Below are 17,360 nucleotides of genomic sequence, written 5' to 3'. Positions count from 1 at the left end.
GTTTTGATAGTTAGGCAACGCCTATCTCCTCCTTTCCCGATTCGGACGTCTCCGTTTTTGTGATGCATCTTTCAGATCCGCCGCGTCATAGTCATCCAGCGCATACCAAATGGCTGAAAGTGTGTGGGGATCAATTGAAAACTCATCTTCCGGCAGAACGCCGTTTTTGTTTTTTGCGTACGTTAAGTTCTGCAATTCGCGGATCGTATTTTCACAGCTGTCTGAGCAATAGATATGTTTGAACCGTTTCAGCTTTTTTGTATACTGAAGTCTTGAGCCCGGAAACTTTTTGGCCGCGACCATGCAAAATCCCTGCCTGCGGAAATATTGGATGCTTTTCGGCTCAGCCGAATCCGCTTTGATCAGCTCTTTTTGATCCGCCAATTCTTGAAGCTCCTCAGCTGTCTGATCATCGGTCATTTTGTTTTTGTAATACTCCCAGAAAATATAAAGCTCTTTTTGATCCGGATCGACGGCAAGCCGGATGACCGCATTGTATGACTCTTCAAAACCGAAATCCATGCCCGTCCGAAACAGGGGGCGCCTGATGGACGCAATCCGCTCCGTTACTTCGTTGTGCTCCATGACCTGAAACTGCGGAAACACGCGGATGCCGTTGACGCCGAACTGTCCTTTGCGGGCGATCCGGTATAAATCGGGATCGTAATGCCGTAAGCTGTCCAGCTGCTTAATATAGCTTTTCGGCAAAAACAGATTATCGCACGCTGTGGAATGGTGGTAATACGTATCTCCCTTAACGACGGTGCCTTTTTCATACAGCGTCTGATCATCCAATACGAACCGTTTTTTTTGCTCATCACGAAAAAAATGCCGATACGTCCAATTGGAGGTGCCGACGGGATTTGTGGTGCATATCATATGCAGCGAAAGCTCGGGATGACGCAGACGGCCGATCAGCTCCTTAAAGCCTTCATACTTCACTTCAGAGCATTCTTCAATCCAAATCAGTGAAATATGATGAATGGATTTCAATTTGGCCGGGTTGTCCATCCCTTTAAACATAATCCGGCTTCCGTTTGAAAATCTCAGCTGCATCGGCGAAGAAACGGCCTTTACGGCATGTCCCAGCTCAAGCTCCCCGATAATGTCTTCAAACAAGGCAAAAGTAGAATCCCTGTGCGTATCGAATACTTCTCGCACGACAAGGGCCGTCCGCTTTTCACGAAGCAGCTTCAGGATGATTTTCAGCGCGGTATGATAGCTTTTTGACGAGCCGTAGCCTCCAACGAGAAATTGGTACGTTTCATTCCAATTGAACAAATAATCTTCAAAGCGCGGGTTGACCGCTTTTTCAATCATGTCCGTTCCTCTTTCCGCGTAATGACAATGTCAATCGGCTTTTGGCTGTCTTCTGTTTTTTCCATCTTCTGCTGAGCCAGCTTTAATTTTTCATTTTCGATTTTTTGTTTAAATTGATCGGGGAAAAGATCAAAGTACAAGGACAGCTTTTCAAGAGCCTTCATCTTGTCGGCAAGTTTTATTGCAATGCCTTCTTTCCCGAGTTTTGCTTCCGTGACGATGGTTCCGTCCAGAAGGTGCGAATCTTTAACGTCAACGTAGCTGATCTCCTGCATAATCGGATTATCATTTTCGTCAAAGAGCGGCCCTGATTTTCCGAAGGCCTGAACCTCTTTTTTTCCGAAGGTTACATAATCGGTAATGTCGGCGAAAGCGATTTTCACATAGACTTGAAGAACGTCCATCGCTTCGACAAACACTTTATTGACCATTTCCTTTTTCATGCGGCTGATTTCTTTAGCGACTTTTTCGTTTTTTAACAGCCTGCTTCCCGTCACATGCGCGCTTTCCGGTGAATACCCGGCTTTTATCGCAGATTGGGTGGCGTTAAAGCTTTTCACATAATAAAGACAAAACAGCCGCTGGCGTTCGTTTAACTCATCACCTTCGCCCGGGGTGTTTTTTCCGCCGCTTTCCGCGTTCTTATTAAGCGCCTCGTCCCAGCGCCCTTCTTTTTTCCATCTGCCGATCGTTCTTGCGGATACGCCTGATTTGCCGGCAAGGGCGCGATTTGTGATGCAGCCTTTATGAGACTGATAGATTGTAAATGCCTGTTCTCTTTTTGCGTTTTTCATGCTACGGCATCACCGCCACCTCCGACATGATTGTCTATAATAAAAAGCGGCTTCTAATCGGGCCGCTTTTTGTGATCGTCTGTTCACTTCTAGGTGGCAAACGTATGACAACTTATGAAGCAGGCGATTGATTTCTTTGTTCCTGCTGTTTTTGAATTTTCAGAAGCGCCCGTTTGACCGTCGTCTGTACGGTTGATTTCTTTACATTCAGCAAGGCGGCGATCCGTTCATACGAAAAGCATTCCGCTTTGTGGAGCAGCAGCATTTCTTTTTCTCTATCCGTTAAAACGGCTAATGCGTCCCACAGTCTGATTCTGTCTTCTTCAGTCACATTTGCGGACGGTTCAAACATCAGCGCCTGCGAATAGGTTTCTATGATTCTCGGATCTTTAATGAGCATTCTCTGATAAGCGTCTCTGCGGTCTATCGCTCTTCTTATGCCGGGCTGCCGGCCTTTTTCAAGCCATTCGATGACATACTCCAAATCTGTAATAATCGTTCTGATGATTTTTTTATCTTTCAGTTCTTCTGAAGTAAGCACCGTTTCATCGGCTGCCTCCAGCTGCTTGTACCACTTTTTCGTCTCTTTCAGCGTGCGTTTATATTCAAATAGTAAGTCTTCCATGTAGATCCTCCTCTTTTTCGGAACAAAAAAAGGACACCAACCAATGCGCAGCATGTGCGCGATTGATCAGTGTCCGCAGGCTTTCCGTCTTGGACGTATTCTGTTTTTTTCGATTAATTCAATTTAAAGCCGATTTCATATTCGACCCGGGCCAGATCCCCTTTTCGCGTTTCGACAAGCGTTTTGCCGTGCTCCGGCGCTTCGGCGAGCCATGCTTCCTTCTTCAGTCCGTCTACTATAATCACCCGAACCTTGCCTTCTTCCAGCTGGCTTTTTAATGTTGTATGTTCAATGTCAGTCAGTTTTTTAGGATTCATGTTTTACGTCCTCCGTCTTTTTCAAAATGTTCACTTCATGTATGAGGCTTCCGAGCTTATTTATGAACGCTTCTTTTTCTTCAGAACTTTCTCCCCGGAGCAGGCGGAGAGCCGTTTCGGCCGCCTCAAAGAGTTCCGGGGCTTTCGCCATCAATGCCGCGTTGATCTGCTGTGAGTATGAACTTAAGTTGAAAACGGCCGCGATGAGCCTTCCGTTTGAATAAGGGAACTTCTCTTTATCCGCTTCGCTGTAAGCGGAATAAATGTAAATGGGTTTTTCTTCTCCGCTGTGTACGGCCCGCCATGGAGCGGGGCTGTGTTTTTCTTGCAATGGTGATCCTCACTTTCCATCAGCCTCATGCCATGCTTCAATTTGCTTTTCTATCCGTTTCGCCCTGAACAGCAGGCAAAAAAGCCATTTGATATATTTACACACGTGCATCAAGCCTCGCTTTTGCGTCTTGAACCATTCGTTCAAGCCGTTTAATGACCGGCGTTAAATCAGTGCCTGTTTTGCAGTTCGGGCAAGGGTGAAAGACAGCGCCGAAATCCGTTTCCGTTACAATGACCTTCTTCGGCCCGCACAGCTTACACATTATCTCGCCCCCTCTAATCTGTGGTTTACGTCAAATGAATTGCCATTAATGATGACTAAATAATCGCTGCACATCTCATAAATTCTTGTGCCCAAGGCTTCATCAACCTGCACCAATCCGTCACAGGCCAGCTCGCTCGAGATAAGAACCGGCTTATGATTTAAATAGCGGTAATTCACGACGGCGTACATTTGTTCAATCTGCCAATCGGTCGCCCGGGGTTTTCCGTTCAGCGGTTTGAACAGATCGTCAATAAAAAGCACATCCGCCTGTTTCATACGGCCAAGCTTTGCATCGAGCAGATCAAAATCATTTTTTAAATCCGTAAAGCCCTCCACAAAAGGAAAATACAGCACCGGTGTCTGCTTCTGTCTCATGACATAATTGCTGAGAGCGGTCAAAAGATGGGTTTTTCCCGATCCCGGACGCCCTAAAAGGGCAATGCTGTTTTTCCGGCAGTTTTTCATCTTGTCGAAGTTCTCAACATATTCAAGGGCGCACTCATATGCGTCGACGACTGCCTGAGGCTTGCCCCGCGTGATAAATCCTTTGAAATCCAGCTTCCGAAAGGCATCTGTAATCTCACTTGCGCCGAGAATGCGTTCTACTTTCCGTTCGGCGGCGCAGCGGCACTTAACCCACACTTCCATTCCCAGCTGGTTTTTGAGATAACCGCCCTGATCTTTACAGAGCGGGCAGTCAAAGCGGCTTTTGTCTGATTCTTCCGGTCTGTCCGCCAGTAATGGACGTTTTCCGTTTTTCAGGTCTGCAAGAATCTGCTCGATCGTTCGTTTTGTCATGTATCGTATTCCTCTCTTTTTTTGTTGTGATTGTCCTTCCCGCAATTCGTGCATTCAAGCGGTCTTCCATAAACTTGGCGCAATAGCTGAAAGCCTTGATCGTTTCAGCTGAAGAGGTGCGCCGCTGTTCAAAAGCGGTAAAGCATTCGCCGAGCCATTTGATTGCTTCTTGTGCTGATGCACCGAGGGAAACAATACGGGCGATGGCCTGATAATCCCGGGGCGACGGGTATACGCTCCGCCCCTCCTGTGCAGACCTTAATCTGATAAAATGGGCGGCAATGTCGTTAATCGCTTCTTCAGCAGTATGATTTTTTGTTATATCTATTTCTCTCCGGACATTTTTGTCCCGATGATCCGCCGATATTGTCCGGTCAGTTGCTTCCGGGCGGGTCAATGTCTTTTTCGGCGTGAATCTTTTCGAGTGCTTTACGGAGACGATGAGTCCGTAAGGGGCGCGGACGGTTTTGATATACTCATGCTGTTCCAAACTCTCAAGCCACCGCCTGACGGTTTTTTCACTTACCGCGAATACATCGGCCATTTCTCTTGCTTTTACGGGCTTATGTCCGAGGACGATCCCCCACTTTACGCCGTCTTTTACATGTTCCTTTGTCGTTGAGCTGATGAACCATAAAAACAGCCAAATGGCGGACCCTATTTTGTCATAATGTTCTGAATTCAATAATCCGGAATAGATGAAAAACGGGCAGCTTTTACGATTCATAAGGGACATCTCCATTTTTCTTCAGACCTATATAGCGTTCATACTGCAATCGGTTATCAAATCGGAATACCGGTAGTCCGCAAGCGGTAAAAGATATCGAACCGCCTGCTTTTCCTAAACATCTCTGGTCAGCCGGATTGCTGCTGAAACGGATGATTATCGGCTGCATCTCTCACCCTCCTGATCAATTTCTTATCGCATTTTGATACATTTTGTATCTCTATGATGTTGATTATATACGATACATTTCGTATCATCAAGACCTTTTTGATACTTTTTTTATCATCTCTTTCTTTTGATACATTTTGTATCTATAATCATAAGTAACTTAGGGTGTTGAAAAAAGAGAGGTCATTTCGGATGATAGGCGGAAGATTAAAGAGTCTCAGAGGTAAGAAAACGCAGGAAGAAGTCGCAAATCATATCGGTGTCTCGCGCGCCAGATATTCTCATTATGAAAACGGCCGATCTGAACCCGATTACGACACGCTGCAAAAGCTTGCGGATTATTTCAAAGTGTCGACTGATTATTTGTTAACCGGAAAAGAACCTTCAGATGAAGACATGTTTGCCGATCCCGACCTGCAGATCGCATATCGGGACATGCAGGACTTTTCCCCGGAAAGCAAGCAGCAGGCCATTGAATTCATTAATTATTTAAAAGAAAAAGAGAAAAACCGCAGGCCGAAACATAAATAATCCGCTCTTTTCCTTTAAACTGCTTAACGTTCAGCCGATATAAAAGCTGAATGTTTATTTTTAAAAGAAAAGGGAATTGATTCAAAGTCCGATCAGGGCTTTTCTTTCTCGCTTAAAAAAGAACATACGTTCGAAAGGGTGTATTCAATTGGGCGATTTTTTAACACATCTTGAGGAATACGTCAAAAACTTATATTGCCGCATGGGAATGACCGCCCCTCTCCATATTGATATGCAGATGATTGCCAAGGAGCTTGACATTTGGATTCATTTTGAAGATACGCACAGTATGATGCTGAAGCGGGACGGCATGTACAGCATCGTCCTGAATCAAAAAAAGTCACCCGAAGAGCAATGGCAGGATTTTGCGCACGAACTGTGCCATGTGCTGAAGCATACCGGGAACCATTTTCATATGAACAAGCTGTTCAGGGAACTGCAGGAATTTCAGGCCAACCATTTTATGTACCACTTCTGTGTGCCGACCTTTATGCTGTTAAACATGGAGCTGCCCCAGCGGAGGAGCCACGCCGTTATTTTAATCGCAGCCGCTTTCCGGGTGACGGCATCATTTGCGGAAAAAAGGCTCGAGCTGTTTGAACGGCGTAAAGCAGGTATTCAATTTCAGAAGCGGCTCGCTTGTCTGTTATCCGACAAGCGGCCGAATGTGTATTATGGAAGCGGACAGACACACTTGCATGCCGCTGAAGAAAAAACGCCGTATTTTATTGAAAATTAGCGATTCTCCGCCGGCTTAGAACACAGCCGGCAGAATGTCATCATTTTGACATCGGAGAAAAGGTTTTTGCATCATGACGCTGTAATCACCGTGCTGCCCGCCAAGCACTTCATGCGCCGCATAGCTCCAGTGAATGTAAGAACGGGCCCCCTGTTCATTTATCATAAAAACCGGCCTTCACGGTTTCTACATACCGAAAAAACAGATCGGTTGGCGTGTATTTTTCTCCCCGGCAGCCAAAATTGCTGAACAGCGCGTGTCTCTGCGCCGTGCTCACTTCCAATTGCAGCCCCACTTTCCTTTTTGTCCGATTGACAATGTTGCCGGGATTTACACCTGCCAGCCGATCATTCTTCTCTGTCAGCTCGGCATCAAATCCCGCTTCACGCAGCAGATCACAAATCAGTCTTGCTTTTTCCAGATCCGCGCCCCCGACGAGTGTATTTGCCTTTTTCAGATCATGATACCCGTGAAAAGCCAATGCGTAATGATGGGCGGTCACTTTTTCTAAAGCCAGAGGCTCGTCAAAGCGTGTGCTTGTCAAGTGGAGAGAACGGTTATCGCACCGCTTCATCCCTTCAAATATATAAATTGAGCTTGAGTCAGAAAATGCCTGCACCAGCTCACTGACACCCGGCTCAATCCTGCCGCCGTGGGGTGCGAGGACGATACATTTACTTCCCTCTTTTTCTTCATAAATAATTCTGTATTCCGATTCAGCAGCAGAAAGGGCTGCGAAATTGTCATATCTGTCTTTCATGTGTAACATGCTCTCCTTTTCCAGTCAGCACCAGTTTACTCTACTCATCTGGGAATGGAAACCTTTTTATAGTATGATTTGATAGAATACGTATCAGGGGGAGATATTATGGGGTTCATCAACGGATTGCTGGGCAATGCGTCGACAATATCGACGGCTGAAGCAAAAGCAGAACTGGCCCGTATTTTGCTGGAAGGCGAGAATGTCAACGCCGCATTTAAGCTTGTCCGAGATATCATTGTCTTTACGGATAAGCGTCTTATTCTTGTTGATAAACAGGGACTAACGGGGAAGAAAACGGAGATTCAATCCATTCCGTACAAGAGCATTTCCAGATTCAGCGTAGAAACCGCCGGCCGCTTTGACCTTGATTCAGAGCTGAAAATTTGGATTTCAGGCGCGGAACTTCCCGCTGTCTCAAAGCAGTTTAAAAAAGATGAAAGCATTTATGATATTCAAAAGGCCCTTGCCGCAGTTTGTATGTAAGAAGAAAACGGAAGCCCGGGGAGCTTCCGTTTTCTTGATTACAGTTTTTCTTCAATTTTCGCCTTCGTTTTCGGGCCGTAAATTCCGTCTGCCGTTAATCCGCTGACGGATTGAAAACGTTTTACGGCATTTGCCGTTTTCGGGCCGTAAACGCCGTCCGCCCCATGATTTTTTGCTCCTTTATCGGGATAAAAATAAAGAGCGGATAAAGCGTTTTGCACTTGTTTTACGTTTGTCCCTTTCGTCAGCGGTTTCGTCACTTTGATCACACCGGATGGAAGCGGATAGGAAGACACAGCCTGACTTTTTGAAGAAGAACCCGTCTGAGCGAGCTTGATCACTTGTCCGACTGTAATGTGATTCGGATCGGTGATATGGTTGATGCTTTGCAGCGATTTTACGCTGACACCGTGCGATGCGGCGATTTCCGATAAGGTGTCGCCTTTTTTCACATGGTACTCAGACGCGGAAGAAGAAATAGAGGCTTTTTTCGCCGGCATACTTCCGCTTAATTTCTTTTCAATCTTCGCCTTCACTTCATCCCAGCGGCCTTCAGACAAAATGCGGTGCGGGCAGTACTTTCCGTTCCAGTCCTGATGCTTTCTGATTCTGTCAATCCCCCAGCCCCGTTCTTTCAAAAGCTGCGCCGCAAACGCAATCGCCAGTTCTTCTGCGGCTCTGTACCGTTCGCCGCCTGACTTGCTGTAACAGATTTCTATAGCAATCGACTTTCGGTTTCCGGTGCCGTTCGTGCCGTCTCCCGAATGCCAGGCATTCCGGTCCAACGGAATTCCCTGGATCACTTCTTTGTCATCAACCGCAAAATGATAGCTCGTTGATTCGCTGTTTCCCGTCATATAGCTGATTTCATTAGCGGCGGATGCGTCGTTTGCCGTGTTATGAATGGTAATATACTCCGGCGTCATCGGATTCGGACATTTTAACGCATATTTATCAGCCGATACGAGCCGTTTTTTCACTTCAATCCCCACTCTTCATCTCTCCTTATGCCTTTTTCATCAATAGGTGGCATTCGTAGGACAGATAACTGAGTATATAGACCCTGCATTCGGATAAAAATGGAATGGATACGCATGCAAAAAATAAGACCCTTCCAAAGAAGGGTCTTTATGTTATGTTTGGTTGCGCGCGGCAATATGGAATGTGCCGTCCGCTTGGTTTTCCAAATGGCTTTCATGGCCGATCACCTGTGTAAAGCTGAACCCGACAGCAACAAGCAGCAATCCTGACAATAGTTTAGATTTCATATAGACAATCTCCTCTCTGGATTTGTTTTTGGGCGTGCACCATTTTTTCATAAAACGTGAGCGCTTTTTCAGGCTGTCCGTGTTTCATGTAAAATTTGGCAGCGTCATGCGCCAATTCTTCCACATACGGATACAGCATGTGTTCTTCCAGAAAATCAAACGTGTGCCTGACGGATGCGTTATCCATTTCCTTGCCGTATAACGCATGCAAAAATTGGAACAGATTGACAAACAATTCATCATTGTATTCGCGGGCGATACTGAGCCCGAGGCGATATTGCTTCTCTGCTTCGGCTGTAGTGTTCTGTTTATAAAGAACCTGTGTTAATGAGTAAATAGAATGCGGAAGATTATCGAACTTTTCTGACCTGCAAATGGAAACGGATGTCTCAAAATATTCGGCTGCTTTAGAGAGGTCTCCCATTTTTTCGTAACAGTTTCCGAGATTATATAAGGCTGAACTGATAAGACGGGGATTGCCTTCTTGTTTTGCAAGATCTAAAGCAAGTTCTAAGTGGGGCAATGCTCTTTCTGGATACTGCATGTCATCATAATTCCCTGCAATAACGAATTCACATTGGATTCTGCGGACGTTGTACGTCTCATACGATTGGTACGTTTCAAGGGCTTGAACGGCATAACTCATGGAGACGTAGGTTTGTTTCAGGTTGTAAAAAATCTCGGCCATTTTAAAAGCAAACTCAGCTTTCTCGATGTCATCAGAAACGAGTGCAAGGTTTTTTTCAGCCCGTTTGTAATACATCATGGCGTTTAGGAACATTTTCTGTTTAAATTCGTACATTCCTCGAAAAAAATTAAAGTAGTAATCAAGCAGTCCTGTCAGTTTATACTGGTTGCCTTCAATGTCTTCCAATAATTCTGAAAACTCAGGCTGAGAAGGGTCCTCCTTTAAGGGCTTGATGTAATCCAGCATGACGCGGTGTCTGAATTCCATTAATGAATAATACAGCAGCAGATCCTGATCTTCTTCCATATCCTCAATCTCTCTCTCTACTTCACGTTTGACGCGCTCCGCCTCAAGGACGTGAAACTGCCGGATATGGGTATACCATTCATTAATTTTGAGCCCGACAAAAGAGGACGGAATAGTCTGCTTCATCCTCAATAAATCCCCCCTTTTGGAATGACCGAGATATGTCATATTTTATCATAATTGCTAGAAAAAGAAGAACGCAAAAAGACCGCAATTGTCGAATTTCGGATATCCGCAACGATTTATCTTCATCACAAGCTTATTGCTTGTTTCTTCCGTGCCGTTGATATAGCATATCCTTGCAGCTTTTATTCTGTATTAAATGGGGGTTTTCACATGACAGCACAAAATCAATTGGTCAGCCACTTTCTGTCACATCGAAACGTGACGATTGAGCTGGCGGAAAAAATCAGCCGCGAGCATTACGACTACAAGCCGGCGGAGACATCAATGTCCGCTCAGGAACTTGTAAAACACATCGTTTATTCTTTTCTTATGTTTGCAAACGTCATTAACGACGGAAACGGATCAGCTATCCAGAACAAACCGAAAGAAGAAGCGGAAACAGACCTCGTCAAACTGGCTGAAGCATGTACTGAAAAAACGACAAACATCCTGTCACAGCTGACTGAAGAGCAGCTGAACCGCGAAATTGACCTGACTGCCTCTTTCGGCAGAAAAATAACCGGCGCGGCTCTCCTTCAGCTTGCCATGGAGCATGAAATTCATCATAAAGGCAATCTTTTCGTGTATGTCAGAGAAATGGGCCACACGGAACTTCCGTTTTATCAGCAAAAATCATAATCCGGCCATCATCCGCCGATCTGCGAAATAACAGCAGGCAGGCGGATTTTTTTGTTCTGTATAAAATTTTCCGAAAATTTAATTGATTACCGCCTCTTAATCATATATAATCTGATAAAAATAGTAGGATTATTCAGGAGGCACACAGATGACTGTAAGCATTGTGTTTATGGGTTTCTTTGTCGGAACGCTGGTCGGATTGACGGGTGTGGGAGGAGCGGCGCTTTTGACTCCTTTACTGATCGTTTTAGGGATCAACCCCTCAATCGCCGTCGGCACTGACCTTTTATATAATTCCATCACCAAACTGTTCGGTGTCGTTTCTCATTGGAAACAGCGCACCGTTCAATTTAAACTTGTCGGCTACTTGGCGCTCGGGAGCATTCCCAGCGCAACAGCCGCCATCGGTATTCTTCACTTGTTTCCCGCTTTTCACCAGCATCAGGAGCAGATTATCAAACAGGCGCTCGGCTACGTGCTGACCCTTGTCGCTATTTCCATTATCGCCCGCCTTTTTTTCGATAAAAAACTGCGGCCGAACCGCTGGCAGCAAAAAACACTTGAAGAAAAGCGGACACTCATGATACTGATCGGCGTCATTTTCGGCTTCATCGTCGGCCTGACATCTATTGGGTCCGGCTCATTATTTGCGATCGCCATGTTATACCTGTTCAGAATGAAAACGGCAGAAGTGGTGGGAACGGATATCGCACATGCCTTTCTGCTCGTAACTGTTGCCGGTCTGTTAAACGCAAGCTTCGGAAGCGTCGATTACCTGCTTGTATTGAATCTGTTGATCGGCTCTGTGCCGGGTGTGCTTCTCGGCAGCTTCTTTTCGCCGAAATTCTCACCGCGCCCGCTGCAGTTTGTGATGGCGGCGATTATTTTAATCAGCGGGATAAAATTAATCTAAAAAAGGCGGTCTGTTGTCAGATCGCCTTTTCCCTTATAACGTCACACCGGACTTAAAGATTGCAAGCTCCCGAAAATCGTTTTTTTCGTTATTGACGAATTGTCCGCTTGCAACGTTAATAATGTATTGAATAAAATCTCTTACAATGTGATCTTCTGTTGTTTCGTCTTCCGCCAATCTCCCCGCGTTGTAATCAATCCAATGCGGTTTTGATTGAAATAAATCGGTATTTGTTGATACTTTCACAGTCGGGACAAATGTGCCGAACGGCGTGCCTCTTCCGGTTGTAAACAACACGATGTGACAGCCAGCCGCGGCGAGCGCTGAAGAAGCGATTAAATCATTGCCGGGCGCACTGAGCAGTGTCAATCCCTTTGTTTTCAGTGTTTCACCGTATGTCAGCACATCAGAAACCGGTGCAAGACCGGCTTTTTGGGTGCAGCCGAGCGACTTGTCTTCGAGCGTTGAAATGCCGCCTTCCTTATTCCCTGGTGACGGGTTTTCATAAATCGGCTGCTCGTGCTTCATAAAATATTGCTTGAAATCATTGATCAATCGGACTGTTTTATGAAACACTTCTTCACTCGCCGCACGCTGCATGAGAATCGTCTCAGCGCCGAACATCTCAGGCACCTCCGTTAAGACCGTGCTCCCTCCCTGTGCAATCAAGTAATCTGAAAATCTCCCTAATAAAGGGTTTGCGGTGATGCCGGAAAAACCGTCCGACCCGCCGCATTTCAATCCGATGCTCAATTCTGACAGCGGAATCTCCTCACGTTTATCTCCCTTTGCCGCAAGGTGTATCTCTTTAAGAAGCGCTGTCCCCGCTTCAATTTCATCTGTGACAGCCTGTGATTCGAGAAATTTCACCCGATCTCCGTTCACTTCAGAAAGCGTTTCCTTAATTGCCGCCAGCTCATTATTTTCACAGCCCAGCCCTAAAACCAGCACACCGCCCGCATTTGGATGGCGAATGGCGTTAATCAGTATTTGTTTCGTATTCTCATGATCATCGCCAAGCTGGGAGCAGCCGTATTGGTGTTTTAAAACCAGCACATTGTCAAAGGGGGCAATGTCTTTCGCCTCTTTTACGAAGCGCTGCAGGATTTTCTCAGCGACGCCGTTTACGCAGCCGACTGTAGGCACGATCCACAGTTCATTCCGGACGCCGGATGTACCGTTTTCTCTTTTGTAGCCTTGAAATGTCCGGTTCTCATTTGTAAAAGGATTGTCCTCGAAGCGCGGTGAATACGTGTATTCTTGCACATCGGATAAATTCGTTTGCAGATTATGGGTATGAATATGCTCGCCGGCCGAAATCCGCCTTATCGCACGCCCGATCGAAAAACCGTATTTAATGATGCTGCCGTTTTCTTCAATGGTTTGCAGCGCGATTTTATGCCCCCGCTTTACAAGGTCCTTCACTTCAATCGTCAGTCCGTCTGTATGCAGCCGCTCCCCTTTGTTAAAATGGCGCATAGCGAGAAGCACGTTATCGTTTTTATGGATTTTTATGACCTCTTTCATTTCACTTCCCCCTTATTGCCGCAGCATTCATGTAACGCATGCTTCATCCCCCGCTTATGAATGACAGAGAGAAAAAAAGCCGTTCGTTCAGTCAGCCCCGGAAGATGGTTCAGATTCTTTCCCCACAATCGCTCTTCTCCTAATATAGAAAATGCCGCTTGAAACATATCATCTTTGCAACGGGACCGCGCCATTTGAAAACGGTTCAGAACCTCCTCGCCATCTGCCGGTTTGTTCAGCCCGTTCCAGTATGAATAGATCATGGCGCTGAATGAAAATACCAGCCTCTCAGGAAGCCGGCCCTCCTGTTCGATATAAGCCTTCAGCGTCGGCAGGTTTCTTGTTTTGAATTTCGCGGCGGCGTTAAGGCTGATGCTTTGCAGATAATGTTGGATATAAGGGTTTTTAAACCGGTGTAACACATCTGCCGCATACTGGGTGACACCCTCCATTTGCAGCACGGGAAGGATTTCTTCATTGATCAGCTCTTCGATGAATCTGCCCGTCACCTCGTGCTCAGCCGCTTCCCGGACGGTTTGCAGTCCGTATAATAAAGCCACTGGCGCCAATGCCGTATGAGCGCCGTTTAAGATTCTCACCTTTTTTGTCCTGTAAGGCGTAAGGTCAGACGTGATCAGTGCGTTCAGCCCGGCATCAGCAAAAGGAAGCTCATTCTGAAGCTGTTCCGGCCCTTCTATCACCCACAAATAATAATGCTCACCGACCACAAGCAGACGGTCTTCGTATCCGAGAAAATCGGTAAGTTCTTCCGCGGTATCAACAGGAAATCCGGGAACAATCCGATCCACGAGGGTATTGCAGAAGATGTTCGCATCATGAATCCATTGAGTAAACTCAGGCTCCAGCTCCCACAGCCCGGCATATTGAAGCACGGCCGCCTTCAGTTTCCGTCCGTTTTCTTCGACCAGTTCACATGGAAGCACAATGCACCCTTTCTCGGCGTCACCCGCAAATGCCTTATAGCGGAAATAAAGGAACGCCGCTAATTTCCCAGGGAATGTTTTTTGAGGTCTATCCTCAAGCCGGTCGCCTTTCTCAAACGTAATTCCCGCTTCTGTCGTATTGGAAATGATAAATCGAATATCCTCTTGTGCTGCCAGCCGTTTAAAGGAATCATAGTCAGAAAAAAGATCAATGCCGCGGCTGATGGATTTGACGATCGTGTGTTCTTCAGCCGGTTTTCCATCCTTTATCCCCTGCAAAAAAAGCGTAAACAAACCGTCCTGTTCGTTTAAACGTTTGATTTTCTCAGAGCCTCTCGGCTGTACGGCGACAACGCTTCCGTTAAAATCCGTCAATTGATTCAATTGATCGATCTGCCAGTCAGCGAAGGCCCGCAAAAAGTTGCCTTCGCCGAACTGAAGGACTTTTTCAGGATATTGAATGTATTCACCGCACATCTTTTTATTCAGCTGCCGCAAGCTGTCCGCCTCCTTCTGCATTAATGCACACGTTAACATTTTCCCGTACGAAAACCCGGATATTCAGACTGGCTGTTATGTGAGTTTTTTAATTGAGTCTCTTATCATCACCTCGGTGTTTTCGTATATTTTTTCCGCCGCCGTATCCGGGTCGGTGATAAGCGCCAAAATCTTCTCTGCGCCGAGTATGCTGATTTTTTCAACCGGGCGTTTTACTGTCGAAAGCCTCGGCGTCATGTATTGGGAAATGCCGATGTCATCAAACCCGATAACGGATATATCTTCCGGAACGTTCAGGCCTTTGGCGAAAATGGTATTCATCGCCCCGATTGCCATATCATCGTTTGAACAAAAAACAGCCGTAGGCGGTGATTGAAGCGACAAGAGTTTTTCCATCGCCTGACTGCCGCTTTCCATATCATAGCGGCCTTTTACACTGTATTCATGCTTAATCGGGATAGAATGATCAATTAAAGATGTCAAATAGCCTTCTTTCCGCTGAGAAGTTGACCTGAATCCTTCCTTTCCCTCAATGATCGCGATATCTCTGTGTCCGTTTGCGATCAGGCAGTCGACCGCCTGTCTGGAGCCTTCTTTATCGTTTGACAGGATATTCGTGATGCTCCGGTCATCAATGTCCCGGTTCAGCACGACGAGCGGGATGTTTTTCTCGCGGATATGATAAATAAATGAATTATCACTGTCGCTTTGGCTCATTAAAATGATTCCGTCATATCTCATGGGCGTAATGGTTTCAAAGCTTTTCAGATCGTCAATCGCGCGGACGAACAAATTGTATTCCTCACTGATTGTGCGGTTTACACCTTTGATGGTATCGGAAAAAAAGCTGTGTGAGGTTCCGTTGGTGATGCTTGTAAAAAACAGTCCGATCGTATGGGACTTTTGCATGGCAAGGCTTTTTGCATTTACATTCGGTGTGTAATTCAGCTGTGAAGCGAGCTCTAATATTTTCTGTTTTGTATGCTCTTTAATGTGGGGGCTGCCGTTAAGTGCCCGGGATACGGTTGTGTGGGATACGTTGGCGAGTTTTGCGATATCTTTTATGGTTACCATCGTTTTTCCTTTCTTTCTGTATGCTGGCATTTATTTCTATTGTACCATTAACGGACAGTCCATAAAATCACTAAAGTTGAGGTTTTGCATGATGTAAGTCCTGAACGAGCTCGGCATGCTGCCGGTCCGTCAGTTTATACATTAAACCGATAATCAGCATGGCGCACGCTAAAGCGAAAGCCGGGTACAGCAGCAGAAGCCCTTTAATCCCGATTAACGTGCCTTTTGTCTGAGAGGCATTCGGGATATAGCCGATAACGCTCAGCCCGATGCCTGAAAGAAAACCTGATAAAGATTGGGCGAGTTTTCTGGAGAAGTTAAAAAGCGAATATGTCGTCGCCTCCTTCCGTTCACCCGTCTTCCACTCTCCGTAATCAATAATGTCCGACACAAGCGCCCACGTAATGCCGTTTGGTATGCTGATCCCGATAAAAGCAATGCTCGCTAACGCCGTAAAGATATATACATTTGACGGGAGACAGAAATTCAGCGCATCAGCCGCGGCGCTGACGGCAAAACCGATCATCACCGTTTGCTTTTTTCCGAAGCGTTTGACGAGTTTCGGCATAAACAACACACCTAAAAATGAAGAGCCGATGATGATAAAACTCATGTAGGACATCAGCTCCGCATTGTTGAGATTGTATTGGGCGAAGTAAACAAGCATAGCGGATTTAATGTTGTATGCCGATATTGAGAAAATCGTCATGAAAACGACAGTCAGAAGCGGTTTGTTGCCGATAAAGCATTTGAAAACCGACATGACGGACAGCTTTTCTTTCGGCGCTTCACGGACGATAATTCTTTCTATGCAGTTTCGGTAGCAGATCATAAATCCCGCGATTCCGATTACGGCCATCATTCCCATAACTGCCGGGTAGCCGATGTGAACGTTATCAAAATGAACGAGAATCGGGATGACGATGACACTTGTAATGAGCAGCGCGCCGAGAGAGCCGATCTGGCGGAATGCGGAAAGCGCCGTTCTGTCCTCCGCATCCTGTGTAATGGCTGCACCGAGGGAGCCGTACGGAATATTGACGAAAGAATAAGCGACCCCCCACAGCATGTAAGAAGCATAGGCGTACACAAGCTTCCAGGTGACACTCACGTCCGGTGACACAAAAATCAATACGGTCATGACCGCAAGAATAATACTTCCGAATAATAAGTACGGCCTGAATTTCCCCCGGGGTCCGATCTTTTTTCTGTAGTCAATGGCCGAGCCGACAATCGGATCAGTCAAAGCCGCAAACAGCTTGCTGACCAAAAAAATACTGCCGGCGAACGCTGCCGGAATGCCTGCGACATCTGTGAAAAACTTCAGCAAATAGATCTGCCCGAGATCAAACATAAATCCGTTCCCAAAATCTCCGAAACCATAGGATACTTTTTCTTTCAGACTCAGCTTATGCTCCTTCACTTTTGCGGCAGGTGCTGTCACGACAGGCACATTACTCATAGGCCACCTCTTT

Annotated in this window: 23 protein-coding genes; 5 read left to right on the top strand and 18 right to left on the bottom strand. The window is 46.1% G+C overall.

All coding sequences use genetic code 11. From position 1 onward, the window contains the following. Nucleotides 1-21 precede the first annotated feature (21 nt). The 9 genes from VP472_RS06230 to VP472_RS06190 all read right to left on the bottom strand — a co-directional run bounded on the left by VP472_RS06230 (nucleotide 22) and on the right by VP472_RS06190 (nucleotide 5,348). Nucleotides 22-1,320: a PBSX family phage terminase large subunit gene (locus VP472_RS06230; RefSeq protein ID WP_146276571.1), complete on the bottom strand. Its 1,299-nt coding sequence runs from the start codon at nucleotides 1,318-1,320 to the stop codon at nucleotides 22-24. Then, nucleotides 1,317-2,114, bottom strand: a complete 798-nt coding sequence (locus VP472_RS06225) for a terminase small subunit (protein WP_146276569.1) — start codon at nucleotides 2,112-2,114, stop codon at nucleotides 1,317-1,319. Before VP472_RS06225 ends, VP472_RS06230 begins: the two co-directional genes overlap by 4 nt. Before the next feature lie 112 nt (nucleotides 2,115-2,226). After that, nucleotides 2,227-2,739: a sigma-70 family RNA polymerase sigma factor gene (locus VP472_RS06220; protein ID WP_146276567.1), complete on the bottom strand. Its 513-nt coding sequence runs from the start codon at nucleotides 2,737-2,739 to the stop codon at nucleotides 2,227-2,229. A gap of 113 nt (nucleotides 2,740-2,852) precedes the next feature. Continuing rightward, a complete protein-coding gene (locus VP472_RS06215; protein WP_003154859.1) occupies nucleotides 2,853-3,056 on the bottom strand; it encodes an XtrA/YqaO family protein in 204 nt (67 codons plus the stop codon). After that, a complete protein-coding gene (locus VP472_RS06210; RefSeq protein ID WP_039251797.1) occupies nucleotides 3,046-3,387 on the bottom strand; it encodes a hypothetical protein in 342 nt (113 codons plus the stop codon). Before VP472_RS06210 ends, VP472_RS06215 begins: the two co-directional genes overlap by 11 nt. Before the next feature lie 97 nt (nucleotides 3,388-3,484). Next, entirely contained in the window at nucleotides 3,485-3,652 is a 168-nt protein-coding gene (locus VP472_RS06205; protein ID WP_165698137.1) for a hypothetical protein, read from the bottom strand. Continuing rightward, on the bottom strand, nucleotides 3,652-4,452 hold the full coding sequence (locus tag VP472_RS06200; RefSeq protein WP_063174228.1) for an ATP-binding protein: 801 nt from the start codon (nucleotides 4,450-4,452) through the stop codon (nucleotides 3,652-3,654). Before VP472_RS06200 ends, VP472_RS06205 begins: the two co-directional genes overlap by 1 nt. Next, nucleotides 4,352-5,179 carry a phage portal protein gene (locus tag VP472_RS06195; RefSeq protein WP_039251804.1) on the bottom strand — a complete coding sequence of 276 codons (828 nt, stop codon included), beginning with the start codon at nucleotides 5,177-5,179 and terminating at the stop codon, nucleotides 4,352-4,354. Before VP472_RS06195 ends, VP472_RS06200 begins: the two co-directional genes overlap by 101 nt. After that, the gene (locus VP472_RS06190) at nucleotides 5,169-5,348 is read right to left on the bottom strand and encodes a hypothetical protein (RefSeq protein ID WP_033574556.1); all 180 of its coding nucleotides are present in this window, start codon (nucleotides 5,346-5,348) and stop codon (nucleotides 5,169-5,171) included. The genes VP472_RS06195 and VP472_RS06190 overlap by 11 nt, the downstream gene beginning before the upstream one ends. A gap of 191 nt (nucleotides 5,349-5,539) precedes the next feature. Here VP472_RS06190 and xre point away from each other — a divergent pair, with 191 nt between their 5' ends. Both xre and VP472_RS06180 read left to right on the top strand, forming a co-directional pair. Continuing rightward, the gene (xre, locus tag VP472_RS06185) at nucleotides 5,540-5,878 is read left to right on the top strand and encodes an HTH-type transcriptional regulator Xre (RefSeq protein WP_003154871.1); all 339 of its coding nucleotides are present in this window, start codon (nucleotides 5,540-5,542) and stop codon (nucleotides 5,876-5,878) included. A gap of 148 nt (nucleotides 5,879-6,026) precedes the next feature. After that, a complete protein-coding gene (locus VP472_RS06180; RefSeq protein ID WP_003154873.1) occupies nucleotides 6,027-6,617 on the top strand; it encodes an ImmA/IrrE family metallo-endopeptidase in 591 nt (196 codons plus the stop codon). A 15-nt stretch (nucleotides 6,618-6,632) separates the two neighbouring features. Here the strand turns inward: VP472_RS06180 and VP472_RS06175 are convergent, their stop codons facing one another. After that, nucleotides 6,633-6,782, bottom strand: coding sequence for a hypothetical protein (locus tag VP472_RS06175; RefSeq protein WP_162885922.1), 150 nt, complete (start codon nucleotides 6,780-6,782; stop codon nucleotides 6,633-6,635). Next, the gene (locus VP472_RS06170; RefSeq protein ID WP_146276565.1) at nucleotides 6,772-7,377 is read right to left on the bottom strand and encodes a poly-gamma-glutamate hydrolase family protein; all 606 of its coding nucleotides are present in this window, start codon (nucleotides 7,375-7,377) and stop codon (nucleotides 6,772-6,774) included. Before VP472_RS06170 ends, VP472_RS06175 begins: the two co-directional genes overlap by 11 nt. A 108-nt stretch (nucleotides 7,378-7,485) precedes the next feature. On the opposite strand from VP472_RS06170, the gene VP472_RS06165 reads away from it, so the two are divergent. Beyond that, the gene (locus VP472_RS06165; RefSeq protein WP_007610770.1) at nucleotides 7,486-7,863 is read left to right on the top strand and encodes a PH domain-containing protein; all 378 of its coding nucleotides are present in this window, start codon (nucleotides 7,486-7,488) and stop codon (nucleotides 7,861-7,863) included. Between the two features lie 38 nt (nucleotides 7,864-7,901). Here the strand turns inward: VP472_RS06165 and VP472_RS06160 are convergent, their stop codons facing one another. The 3 genes from VP472_RS06160 to VP472_RS06150 form a co-directional block, all read right to left on the bottom strand. Continuing rightward, a complete protein-coding gene (locus VP472_RS06160) occupies nucleotides 7,902-8,855 on the bottom strand; it encodes an N-acetylmuramoyl-L-alanine amidase (protein WP_003154880.1) in 954 nt (317 codons plus the stop codon). 141 nt (nucleotides 8,856-8,996) lie between these two features. Then, nucleotides 8,997-9,131, bottom strand: coding sequence for a PhrA family phosphatase inhibitor (locus VP472_RS06155; protein ID WP_003154881.1), 135 nt, complete (start codon nucleotides 9,129-9,131; stop codon nucleotides 8,997-8,999). Then, nucleotides 9,121-10,257, bottom strand: a complete 1,137-nt coding sequence (locus VP472_RS06150) for a Rap family tetratricopeptide repeat protein (RefSeq protein WP_087920760.1) — start codon at nucleotides 10,255-10,257, stop codon at nucleotides 9,121-9,123. The genes VP472_RS06155 and VP472_RS06150 overlap by 11 nt, the downstream gene beginning before the upstream one ends. A gap of 204 nt (nucleotides 10,258-10,461) precedes the next feature. On the opposite strand from VP472_RS06150, the gene VP472_RS06145 reads away from it, so the two are divergent. Further along, on the top strand, nucleotides 10,462-10,929 hold the full coding sequence (locus tag VP472_RS06145; protein WP_017417598.1) for a DinB family protein: 468 nt from the start codon (nucleotides 10,462-10,464) through the stop codon (nucleotides 10,927-10,929). A gap of 148 nt (nucleotides 10,930-11,077) precedes the next feature. Continuing rightward, nucleotides 11,078-11,842, top strand: coding sequence for a sulfite exporter TauE/SafE family protein (locus tag VP472_RS06140; RefSeq protein WP_015388360.1), 765 nt, complete (start codon nucleotides 11,078-11,080; stop codon nucleotides 11,840-11,842). A 33-nt stretch (nucleotides 11,843-11,875) separates the two neighbouring features. Here VP472_RS06140 and VP472_RS06135 read toward each other — a convergent pair whose 3' ends face one another. The 4 genes from VP472_RS06135 to VP472_RS06120 all read right to left on the bottom strand — a co-directional run bounded on the left by VP472_RS06135 (nucleotide 11,876) and on the right by VP472_RS06120 (nucleotide 17,347). Next, on the bottom strand, nucleotides 11,876-13,369 hold the full coding sequence (locus VP472_RS06135) for a UxaA family hydrolase (RefSeq protein ID WP_102421811.1): 1,494 nt from the start codon (nucleotides 13,367-13,369) through the stop codon (nucleotides 11,876-11,878). Then, nucleotides 13,366-14,811, bottom strand: coding sequence for a tagaturonate reductase (locus tag VP472_RS06130; protein ID WP_146276563.1), 1,446 nt, complete (start codon nucleotides 14,809-14,811; stop codon nucleotides 13,366-13,368). The genes VP472_RS06135 and VP472_RS06130 overlap by 4 nt, the downstream gene beginning before the upstream one ends. Nucleotides 14,812-14,886: 75 nt before the next feature. After that, on the bottom strand, nucleotides 14,887-15,885 hold the full coding sequence (locus VP472_RS06125) for a LacI family DNA-binding transcriptional regulator (protein ID WP_146276561.1): 999 nt from the start codon (nucleotides 15,883-15,885) through the stop codon (nucleotides 14,887-14,889). Nucleotides 15,886-15,955: 70 nt separating this feature from the next. Next, on the bottom strand, nucleotides 15,956-17,347 hold the full coding sequence (locus VP472_RS06120; protein WP_128574765.1) for an MFS transporter: 1,392 nt from the start codon (nucleotides 17,345-17,347) through the stop codon (nucleotides 15,956-15,958). Nucleotides 17,348-17,360: the final 13 nt, after the last annotated feature.

It is taken from the genome of Bacillus sp. MT(2024) (assembly GCF_036362845.1).
Classification (GTDB): domain Bacteria; phylum Bacillota; class Bacilli; order Bacillales; family Bacillaceae; genus Bacillus; species Bacillus velezensis.
The sequence above is the reverse complement of the archived record's forward strand: the minus strand, read 5'-3'. Positions and strand labels throughout refer to the sequence as shown.